Source organism: Desulfosarcina sp., from assembly GCF_041551955.1.
Classification (GTDB): domain Bacteria; phylum Desulfobacterota; class Desulfobacteria; order Desulfobacterales; family Desulfosarcinaceae; genus Desulfosarcina.
This window is the reverse complement of the sequence record NZ_JBFELV010000615.1, coordinates 1-1914: the sequence shown is the minus strand read 5'-3', so window position 1 is coordinate 1914 and position 1914 is coordinate 1. Positions and strand designations below refer to the sequence as shown.

The window sequence follows — 1914 nt, the reverse complement described above, 5'->3', positions numbered from 1 at the left end:
TGGAACTAAGGTGCAGGCAGACCTTTCAAACCCAAAGCGTGTTCAGTCGCAGGGCGAAGAGATCGCCAACAGCATCAGCCACGGCATCGGGGTGCTCGCCGCCCTGGTTGGAACACCATTTCTGGTCATGCATGCCGTAAGGCACGGGGATGCCGGATTCATTGTCGGCACCATTGTCTTTTCCGCATCAATGATCATTCTTTATCTTGCTTCGGCGCTCTACCATGCGTGGCCAATCGGCAAAGTCAAACGCTGTTTTCGGATCATCGAGCATTCCGCGATCTTTATCCTTATCGCCGGCACATACACGCCCTTGACCCTTGGCATACTCCGCGGTGCATGGGGTTGGACGCTCTTCGGGGTTATTTGGGGTCTTGCCATAGCCGGGGTAGTGCTGAAGGCATTCTATAAAACCGCCCATCCCATTCTTTCCACCTGCCTTTATCTGCTGATGGGGTGGCTGCTCGTGATTGCGGTAAAGCCCTTATTTGCAAGCATGCCCGCTACGGGACTGTTATTATTGACTGCGGGAGGCCTGTCATACACCGCCGGTGTCGCCTTTTTTGCAACTGATTCGCGGGTACCTTATGGCCACCTGATCTGGCATTTGTTTGTTATTGGCGGCACTACATGCCATTATTTCTTAGTCCTTTGGTATGCAGCCTGACGATCAATATATTTCCATCCTAATTTCAAACCTCCCGGACCCTCCAACAAACACCCCTTTCCGGTCAACAAAAAATGGTTACATGCGACCATTGGTCAAATATGACCCAAGACGAGTTTCATTTAATGATTCCCCGGGAACGCTAAGTGATTAAGTATATCAAATAAATCAATAAGATGGGTGACTCTGCACTGATTTTAGATTCATGGCACAAAGATTGTAGCTACTTGGAGCAGTGAATGACAGCAAAAGAATTCCATTGGGCCCCACACCCAAGCCAGCATGCATCTTCCCATTCGAGCAGATGGCGATGAAACCATAAAGAAACTGAATACCGAGCAAAAATCATTCATCAAGGCGAAAGAAGATCTAAGGCAAACGATATACGAAAAAGACCTTTTTCTGAAAGCCGAACTTGTCAAGAAAGCGCCAGATACCACCATCGCCTTGAATTTTAGAAATATTATCTCTGAAACCATGCGCAAGTTCGAGCAACAGATGATTGAAGATATCATGCGGGTGATGGTTATCTTTGTGGTGTTGCTTGTATTGGGAAAAATTTAATCTGCTGCTGAGAACCGCCTCCGCCACTATTTTTTCTGTCACCTTTGATATCAAACCATGCAGCTTTTCGCAGCGCAGCATCTAAATTCTAATTTACAAAGCTGATTCGGCAAACAGGGCCGGATCGCCCAGGCCATGCGGACGATTATCGGGGCCGTCTCCGCCAAAATCAAAAAATGAACGGTGCTGGAAATCGTCAAATAGAGAACTCCTGAGCTGCACCAGCACGGAAAGATATGCAAGCTATGCAAAGCAGCGACGAAGGCAAGAATAAAGAGCGCATGAGGCCTGGTACGAAGGCTGACTTTATCAGACGAATCGGCATGGAACCGGACCTCGCCACGTTTTTGAACGAGTTCACCGAAAGGCCTGAGATCTTCTTTTCACTGTCTTTGGACAAGTGCCAGGAAATTGAATCTAAGATGGATGCGATTTTATCTTCCTTGGGGAAAAGTTTAGGTGGTTGACGCCCTGGAAGCGGCCAAGGGAGTTAAAACCATTACGGCGACCGATTTCGTGGAAATCAAGTAGCGTTCAGCCAACCGGGCGTGCGCTATCGGGCAGGATGGAGGGTTCGCGTCCACCATCCTGCCCTACCACCGTTGTAACCAACCATTTTTCCAGCCGGTGCCGTCCATCCCCTGGTGGGCGTCATCGGCTGTTGCTTTTCCGGGATCAACGCG

Annotated in this window: 3 protein-coding genes; all 3 read left to right on the top strand. The window is 49.1% G+C overall.

Going from position 1 to position 1914, the window contains the following annotated elements:
* A partial coding sequence (locus ABYV26_RS24865) for a hemolysin III family protein (RefSeq protein WP_372684038.1) occupies positions 1 to 667 on the top strand: 667 nt, incomplete at its 5' end.
* A 282-nt stretch (positions 668 to 949) separates the two neighbouring features.
* Positions 950 to 1231 carry a hypothetical protein gene (locus ABYV26_RS24860; RefSeq protein WP_372684037.1) on the top strand — a complete coding sequence of 94 codons (282 nt, stop codon included), beginning with the start codon at positions 950 to 952 and terminating at the stop codon, positions 1229 to 1231.
* A gap of 236 nt (positions 1232 to 1467) precedes the next feature.
* Positions 1468 to 1698: a hypothetical protein gene (locus ABYV26_RS24855; RefSeq protein WP_372684036.1), complete on the top strand. Its 231-nt coding sequence runs from the start codon at positions 1468 to 1470 to the stop codon at positions 1696 to 1698.
* Positions 1699 to 1914 lie beyond the last annotated feature (216 nt).